This is a genomic window from Streptomyces sp. NPDC059900 (assembly GCF_050270335.1).
Lineage (GTDB): Bacteria > Actinomycetota > Actinomycetes > Streptomycetales > Streptomycetaceae > Streptomyces.
Genome location: NZ_JBNNJZ010000436.1, coordinates 1 through 6,939 on the forward strand (window position 1 = coordinate 1; position 6,939 = coordinate 6,939).

At 69.7% G+C, this 6,939-nt stretch carries 10 protein-coding genes; 9 read left to right on the plus strand and 1 reads right to left on the minus strand.

The window, feature by feature from the left end:
• From ACQKIP_RS35270 to ACQKIP_RS35295, 6 genes are all read left to right on the plus strand, one after another.
• On the plus strand, nt 1–322 hold a 322-nt coding region (locus tag ACQKIP_RS35270; protein ID WP_427745071.1), incomplete at its 5' end, for a SufD family Fe-S cluster assembly protein.
• Nucleotides 319–636, plus strand: coding sequence for a bifunctional 3-phenylpropionate/cinnamic acid dioxygenase ferredoxin subunit (locus tag ACQKIP_RS35275; RefSeq protein ID WP_190083272.1), 318 nt, complete (start codon nt 319–321; stop codon nt 634–636). The genes ACQKIP_RS35270 and ACQKIP_RS35275, both read left to right, overlap by 4 nt.
• A 5-nt stretch (nt 637–641) precedes the next feature.
• Nucleotides 642–1,406 carry a Fe-S cluster assembly ATPase SufC gene (gene sufC, locus ACQKIP_RS35280; RefSeq protein WP_361188348.1) on the plus strand — a complete coding sequence of 255 codons (765 nt, stop codon included), beginning with the start codon at nt 642–644 and terminating at the stop codon, nt 1,404–1,406.
• Nucleotides 1,403–2,659 carry a cysteine desulfurase gene (locus ACQKIP_RS35285; RefSeq protein ID WP_365853148.1) on the plus strand — a complete coding sequence of 419 codons (1,257 nt, stop codon included), beginning with the start codon at nt 1,403–1,405 and terminating at the stop codon, nt 2,657–2,659. The genes sufC and ACQKIP_RS35285 overlap by 4 nt, the downstream gene beginning before the upstream one ends.
• A 15-nt stretch (nt 2,660–2,674) precedes the next feature.
• Nucleotides 2,675–3,142: a Fe-S cluster assembly sulfur transfer protein SufU gene (sufU, locus tag ACQKIP_RS35290; RefSeq protein ID WP_427745072.1), complete on the plus strand. Its 468-nt coding sequence runs from the start codon at nt 2,675–2,677 to the stop codon at nt 3,140–3,142.
• Nucleotides 3,139–3,474 (plus strand): metal-sulfur cluster assembly factor, encoded by a 336-nt coding sequence (locus tag ACQKIP_RS35295; protein ID WP_160504340.1) that lies wholly within the window; start codon nt 3,139–3,141, stop codon nt 3,472–3,474. Before sufU ends, ACQKIP_RS35295 begins: the two co-directional genes overlap by 4 nt.
• Nucleotides 3,475–3,540: 66 nt before the next feature.
• Here the strand turns inward: ACQKIP_RS35295 and ACQKIP_RS35300 are convergent, their stop codons facing one another.
• The gene (locus tag ACQKIP_RS35300; protein ID WP_365853153.1) at nt 3,541–4,626 is read right to left on the minus strand and encodes an oxidoreductase; all 1,086 of its coding nucleotides are present in this window, start codon (nt 4,624–4,626) and stop codon (nt 3,541–3,543) included.
• A gap of 137 nt (nt 4,627–4,763) precedes the next feature.
• Here ACQKIP_RS35300 and ACQKIP_RS35305 point away from each other — a divergent pair, with 137 nt between their 5' ends.
• From ACQKIP_RS35305 to dapD, 3 genes are all read left to right on the plus strand, one after another.
• Nucleotides 4,764–5,084: a DMT family transporter gene (locus ACQKIP_RS35305; protein ID WP_365827236.1), complete on the plus strand. Its 321-nt coding sequence runs from the start codon at nt 4,764–4,766 to the stop codon at nt 5,082–5,084.
• Entirely contained in the window at nt 5,084–5,629 is a 546-nt protein-coding gene (locus tag ACQKIP_RS35310; RefSeq protein WP_365853155.1) for a TetR/AcrR family transcriptional regulator, read from the plus strand. The genes ACQKIP_RS35305 and ACQKIP_RS35310 overlap by 1 nt, the downstream gene beginning before the upstream one ends.
• Before the next feature lie 322 nt (nt 5,630–5,951).
• Nucleotides 5,952–6,939 (plus strand): 2,3,4,5-tetrahydropyridine-2,6-dicarboxylate N-succinyltransferase (gene dapD, locus ACQKIP_RS35315; RefSeq protein ID WP_365853157.1); only part of this gene is annotated, 988 nt, incomplete at its 3' end.

The window sequence follows — 6,939 nt, forward strand, 5'->3', positions numbered from 1 at the left end:
CATCCAGGCCGCCGCCGAGGGCACCGACACCTACGAGATGAACCGCAACCTGGTTCTGACCGACGGCGCCCGCGTCGACTCCGTGCCGAACCTCGAGATCGAGACCGGCGAGATCGTCGGAGCGGGCCACGCATCGGCGACCGGCCGCTTCGACGACGAGCAGCTCTTCTACCTCCAGTCGCGCGGTATCCCGGAGGAAGAGGCGCGCCGCCTCGTCGTCCGCGGATTCTTCGCCGAGCTCGTCCAGCAGATCGGTCTGCCGGACGTCGAGGAGCGCCTCATCGCGAAGATCGAAGAGGAGCTGGAGGCGACGGTCGCATGACCTTCGTACGCGCCTGCGGACTGAGCGAGCTGTCGGAGGACACCCCCAAGCGGGTGGAACTCGACGGCACGCCGGTCTCGGTCGTCCACACCGAGGGCGAGGTGTTCGCGATCAACGACATCTGCTCGCACGCGAACGTCTCCCTCTCCGAGGGCGAGGTGGAGGACTGTCAGATCGAATGCTGGCTGCACGGCTCCGCCTTCGACCTCCGCACCGGCAAGCCGTCCGGGCTCCCCGCGACGCGCCCCGTCCCCGTATACCCCGTAAAGATCGAAGGGGACGATGTGCTCGTCTCCCTCACCCAGGAGTCCTGAGGCACATGGCAACGCTTGAAATCCACGACCTGCACGTCACCGTCGAGGCCGACAACGCCACGAAGGAGATCCTCAAGGGCGTCGACCTCACCGTGAAGCAGGGCGAGACCCACGCCATCATGGGCCCGAACGGCTCCGGCAAGTCGACGCTCGCCTACTCCATCGCGGGTCACCCCAAGTACACGATCACGCAGGGCACCGTCACCCTCGACGGCGAGGACGTCCTGGAGATGTCCGTCGACGAGCGCGCCCGCGCCGGCATGTTCCTGGCCATGCAGTACCCGGTCGAGGTCCCCGGCGTCTCGGTCTCCAACTTCCTGCGTACGTCGGCGACGGCGATCCGCGGCGAGGCCCCCAAGCTGCGCACCTGGGTGAAGGAGGTCAAGGGCGCGATGGAGACGCTCCAGATGGACCCGGCCTTCGCCGAGCGCAACGTGAACGAGGGCTTCTCCGGCGGTGAGAAGAAGCGCCACGAGATCCTCCAGATGGAGCTCCTCAAGCCGAAGATCGCGATCCTCGACGAGACGGACTCCGGCCTGGACGTCGACGCCCTGCGCCAGGTCTCGGACGGCGTCAACCGCGTCCGCGAGACCGGCGAGGTCGGCACCCTGCTGATCACCCACTACACGCGCATCCTGCGCTACATCAAGCCCGACTTCGTGCACGTCTTCGCGAACGGCCGCATCGCCGAGTCCGGCGGTGCCGAGCTCGCCGACAAGCTGGAGGCCGAGGGCTACGAGGCTTACACGAAGGGTGGCGCATCCGCGTGACACAGCTGCCGGGCCTCCTCGACACCGAGGCGATCCGCAAGGACTTCCCGATCCTGGATCGCACGATCCACGACGGCAAGAAGCTCGTGTACCTGGACAACGCGGCGACCTCCCAGACGCCGCGTCAGGTGCTCGACGTACTCAACGAGTACTACGAGAAGCACAACGCCAACGTCCACCGCGGCGTGCATGTCCTCGCGGAGGAGGCCACGGCGCTGTACGAGGGCGCCCGTGACAAGGTCGCGGCGTTCATCAACGCGCCGAGCCGCGACGAGGTGATCTTCACCAAGAACGCCTCGGAGTCGCTTAACCTCGTGGCCAACATGCTGGGCTGGGCCGACGAGCCCTACCGCGTGGACCACGAGACCGAGATCGTCATCACGGAGATGGAGCACCACTCCAACATCGTGCCGTGGCAGCTGCTCTCGCAGCGCACCGGCGCGAAGCTGAAGTGGTTCGGCCTCACCGACGACGGCCGGCTCGACCTGTCCAACATCGACGAGATCATCACGGAGAAGACGAAGATCGTCTCCTTCGTCCTGGTCTCGAACATCCTGGGCACGCACAACCCCGTCGAGGCGATCATCCGCCGTGCGCAGGAGGTCGGCGCGCTGGTCTGCATCGACGCCTCGCAGGCCGCCCCGCACATGGTGCTCGACGTGCAGGCGCTGCAGGCCGACTTCGTGGCCTTCACCGGCCACAAGATGCTCGGCCCGACCGGCATCGGCGTCCTGTGGGGACGGCAGGAGCTTCTCGAGGACCTGCCGCCGTTCCTCGGCGGCGGCGAGATGATCGAGACCGTGTCGATGAGCTCGTCGACCTACGCTCCCGCGCCGCACAAGTTCGAGGCGGGCACGCCCCCGGTCTCCCAGGCCGTCGGCCTGGGCGCGGCCGTGGACTACCTCACCGCGATCGGCATGGACAAGATCGCCGCTCATGAGCACGCGATCACCGAGTACGCGGTCAAGCGCCTCCTGGAGGTGCCCGACCTGCGGATCATCGGTCCGACGACGGCCGAGGACCGCGGCGCCGCGATCTCCTTCGCGCTCGGCGACATCCACCCGCACGACGTGGGCCAGGTTCTGGACGAGGAAGGCATCGCGGTCCGCGTGGGTCACCACTGCGCCCGCCCGGTCTGCCTGCGCTACGGAATTCCTGCGACCACGCGAGCGTCGTTCTATCTGTACTCCACGCCCGGCGAGATCGACGCGCTGATCGACGGCCTGGAGCACGTACGGAACTTCTTCGGCTGAGGGGCTGACCGGGACGTGAAGCTGGATTCGATGTACCAGGAAGTCATCCTGGACCACTACAAGCACCCGCACGGGCGCGGTCTTCGTGATGGCGACGCCGAGGTGCACCACGTCAACCCGACGTGCGGCGACGAGATCACGCTGCGCGTGAAGTACGACGGGTCGACGATCGCCGACGTGTCGTACGAGGGCCAGGGCTGCTCCATCAGCCAGGCCAGCGCGTCCGTCCTGAACGACTTGCTGGTCGGCAAGGAGCTCGCCGACGCGCAGAAGGTCCAGGAAGTGTTCCTGGAGCTGATGCAGTCCAAGGGCAAGCTGGAGCCGGACGACGCGATGGAGGAGGTCCTGGAGGACGCCGTCGCGTTCGCCGGGGTCTCCAAGTACCCGGCGCGGGTGAAGTGTGCTCTGCTGAGCTGCATGGCGTGGAAGGACGCGACGGCGCAGGCACTCGGTACCGACGTCGCTGAGAGGAAGACCGCATGAGCGAGAACGAGACCCTGACCAAGCCGGCCTCCGAAGAAGAGGTCCGCGAGGCGCTGTACGACGTGGTCGACCCCGAGCTGGGCATCGACGTCGTCAACCTCGGCCTGATCTACGGCATTCACGTCGACGACGCGAACATCGCGACGATCGACATGACGCTCACCTCGGCGGCCTGCCCGCTGACGGACGTCATCGAGGACCAGGCGAAGTCCGCCACCGACGGCATCGTCAACGAGCTCCGGATCAACTGGGTCTGGATGCCGCCGTGGGGCCCGGACAAGATCACGGACGACGGCCGCGAGCAGCTTCGCGCGCTCGGCTTCAACGTCTGAGCGATCTTTGGGACATGATCCCCGACAAGGCCCCCCGCGCTTCCCGCGCGGGGGGCCTTGTCGCGTCTAGGGGACCGGCTGCGGCTGCGCCGACGCCTCCGTGAGCGTCTGCGCGAGGTTCTCCTTGCGGATGCGGCGGTCGATGTAGAGCAGGGCCGTCACCAGGGGCAGGAACACCGTGGCGGCGAGCTGGGTGAGGAAGCTGCCGAGCAGGCCGAGGACCGCGTACAGGCCGAACTGGGAGCGCAGTTGGTCCAGGAAGTAGGCCGACGCGGAGTCGTCCGGGTCCACCGGGGGCGGCGTCGGCGCGGCGAACTGCAAGGGGAGCCGCAGGGCGAGGGAGATGCCCACCACGATGAGCCCCGCGAGCAGCGAGAGGCCGAAGGTGCGCCACCAGGCGCCCCGCACCAGGCGTACGGAACGCCGCAACGCCGTGAGCGGTCCCGCCGTTTCGAGGACCGCGGCCGCCGGGGCGAAGGCGAACAGGACGTACAGCCAGGCCGCGAGCGGCAGCGTAAGCAGGAACAGCGGCAGGACCAGGCCGATGGGGATGAGCGACTGGGTCATCATCAGGAAGATCAGCGAGAGGAAGAGCAGCGCGAACCCGGCCACCGGCAGCATCAGGACGATCGAGAGCAGCAGGGTCACGGCGAGCACGGACGGCGTCCGCGACCATGCCCTGCGCCAGATCGCGCCGAACGCCGCAGGGCGGCCGAGGACCGCCTCGTGCAGCGTGGCGGCGCAGGCCGCCTGGACGAACGAGTTGACGACCAGCGTGGCGAGCATGAACACCAGCCACGCCAGGCCGAACGCGACCAGGATCGGCCTGCCGTCGTCCCAGGTGAAGTCCGCGCCCGCGTCGGACATGGCACGGATGTGGTCCCGCGTGGCGACGTAGGCGAGCACCCCTGTGGCCACGACGAAGGCGGCGAGCAGGCCGTAGGCGGCGGCCGCGGTGCCGAACAGCGGCTTGGCGTAGCGCCGCATCGTCGTGAACGCGCCGCCGATGATGTGGTTGGCGCCCAGCGGCGCGAGGGGGATGACGCCGGGCTTGGGCGGCGGCGGTGGCGGAGTCCAGCCGTAGCCGTTCCAGCCCCAGCCGGGCGGTGCTCCGTACGGCCCCTGAGGTCCCCACCCCGGTATGTCTGACATCGCGTCTGTGCTCCGTACTTCCGTGCGGTGTCCCGCGTGTAGTTCCCTGTGGCCCCCCACAGTGATCGCGCTACCTTAACCGGTTTGGTCACCCGCGTTATGTACACCCGTACGCACCGTTGTGTACCCTCGTACACATGGGATACGGACTGCTGGCCGGGGCGATCGTGGCGGAGGTGGCCGGGACGACGGCCATGAAGTACAGCGAGGGATTCAGCAAACTCTGGCCCTCGCTGATCACCGTCGCCGGATATCTGATCGCGTTCACGCTGCTCGCGCAGACCCTGAAGACGCTGTCCGTCGGCACCGCGTACGCGATCTGGGCCGGAATCGGCACCGCCGCGGTCGCCGCCATCGGCATGATCTTCATGGGGGAGTCCGCCGGTCTCGCCAAGATCGCGGGGATCGCCCTGGTGATCGCGGGCGTCGTCCTGCTCAACCTAGGCGGTGCGCACTGATGGCCCGCCGGTACGACCCCGAGCGCCGCCAGCGGATCATCGACGCCGCGATCCGCGTGGTCGGGAAGAAGGGGATCGGCGGGCTCAGCCACCGCACGGTCGCCGCCGAGGCCGACGTGCCGCTCGGATCGACCACCTACCACTTCAAGACGCTCGACGAGCTGATGGTCGCCGCGCTGCGGCAGTCCAACGAGGGCTTCGCGAAGGTGATGGCCGCCGGTCGGGCGTTCGAGGACCCCGACGCCGACCTCGCGGCGGAGCTGGCGCGGATCCTCGGCGACTGGTTCGCGGGGGAGCGGTCGGGGGTCGAGCTGGAGTACGAGCTCTACCTCGCCGCCCTGCGCAGGCCCGCCCTGCGGCCCGTGGCCGCCGAGTGGTGCGCGGGGCTCGCCGAGGTCCTCGAGCGGCGCACCGACCCGGTCACCGCCCGTGCCCTGGTCGCGCTGATGGACGGGATATCCCTCCAGGTGCTGCTCACGGGCGGCGAGTACGACGCGGCCTATACGCGGGAGATGCTCGACCGGCTTCTGCACGGCGAGAGCTGAGGGGCGCACTCCGGTCGGCGGTCCGCCCGGCGGGCGCCCCGTCTGCCCGCCCGGGCGGGCGGGGGCTCGGGACGAGGCCGACTGCCGTGTCCGGATCCCGTACGCCCGTGGCTCGGTCGGTGGCGCCCTGCTCCCGGTGCCACCGGGCGGTGCGTTGGACCCGGTGCTCGCGGGCGCGGTGCGGGGCGGGGCGCTGCACCCGGCACCGCGTGCGCGGTGAGGGGCGGGGCGTGCCCCGGTGCGGCCCGCTGCCGTCGCCCGCGGCAGCCCGGCCACTGAGACCGGTTCGCCCGCGCGGCGCGCCGCCGGTTAGGTTTTCCCCATGACCGACACGAACGCTTCCCGCACCACCGGCGCCGTCGCCGCAGGCCTCGCCACCGTCACCGCCGACGGCACCGTTCTCGACACCTGGTTCCCCGCGCCCGAGCTCGTCGCCGAAGCGGGCCCCGCCGGCACCGAGCGGCTCACCGCCGAGCGTGCCGTGCAGCTGCTCGGCGACGGCGCGGCCAAGGCGATCGGCCCGGACGCCCGCCGTGGCGTCGAGATCGTCGCCGTGCGTACGGTCATCGCGTCCCTCGACGAGAAGCCGGTGGACGCCCACGACGTCTACCTGCGTCTGCACCTGCTCTCGCACCGCCTGGTCAAGCCGCACGGCGTGAACCTCGACGGCCAGTTCGCCTTCCTGGCCAACATCGCCTGGACGTCGCTCGGCCCGGTCGCCGTCGACGACCTCGAGAAGGTCCGGCTCAACGCCCGCGCCGAGGGCCTGCACCTCGCGGTGACCTCCGTGGACAAGTTCCCGCGCATGACGGACTACGTCGCGCCGAAGGGCGTCCGCATCGCCGACGCCGACCGCGTGCGCCTTGGCGCGCACCTCGCCGAGGGCACGACCGTCATGCACGAGGGCTTCGTGAACTTCAACGCGGGCACGCTCGGCACCTCCATGGTCGAGGGCCGCATCTCCGCCGGTGTGGTCGTCGGCAACGGCTCGGACATCGGCGGCGGCGCCTCCACGATGGGCACCCTCTCCGGCGGCGGCAACGTCCGCATCGTCATCGGCGAGCGCTGCCTGATCGGCGCCGAGGCGGGCGTCGGCATCGCGCTCGGCGACGAGTGCGTCGTCGAGGCCGGTCTGTACGTCACCGCGGGCACCCGCGTGACGATGCCCGACGGGCAGATCGTCAAGGCCCGCGAGCTCTCCGGCGCCTCGAACATCCTCTTCCGCCGCAACTCGGTCACCGGCGCCGTCGAGGCCCGCCCGAACAACGCGGTGTGGGGCGGCCTGAACGACGTGCTGCACAGCCACAACT

Bases quoted from the DNA above. Each gene is read 5' to 3' on its own strand.
- ACQKIP_RS35310 (WP_365853155.1), top strand. From the start codon at position 5,084: ATGGCCCGCCGGTACGACCCCGAGCGCCGCCAGCGGATCATCGACGCC.
- ACQKIP_RS35305 (WP_365827236.1), top strand. From the start codon at position 4,764: ATGGGATACGGACTGCTGGCCGGGGCGATCGTGGCGGAGGTGGCCGGG.
- ACQKIP_RS35300 (WP_365853153.1), bottom strand. From the start codon at position 4,626: ATGTCAGACATACCGGGGTGGGGACCTCAGGGGCCGTACGGAGCACCG.
- sufC (WP_361188348.1), top strand. From the start codon at position 642: ATGGCAACGCTTGAAATCCACGACCTGCACGTCACCGTCGAGGCCGAC.
- ACQKIP_RS35295 (WP_160504340.1), top strand. From the start codon at position 3,139: ATGAGCGAGAACGAGACCCTGACCAAGCCGGCCTCCGAAGAAGAGGTC.
- ACQKIP_RS35275 (WP_190083272.1), top strand. From the start codon at position 319: ATGACCTTCGTACGCGCCTGCGGACTGAGCGAGCTGTCGGAGGACACC.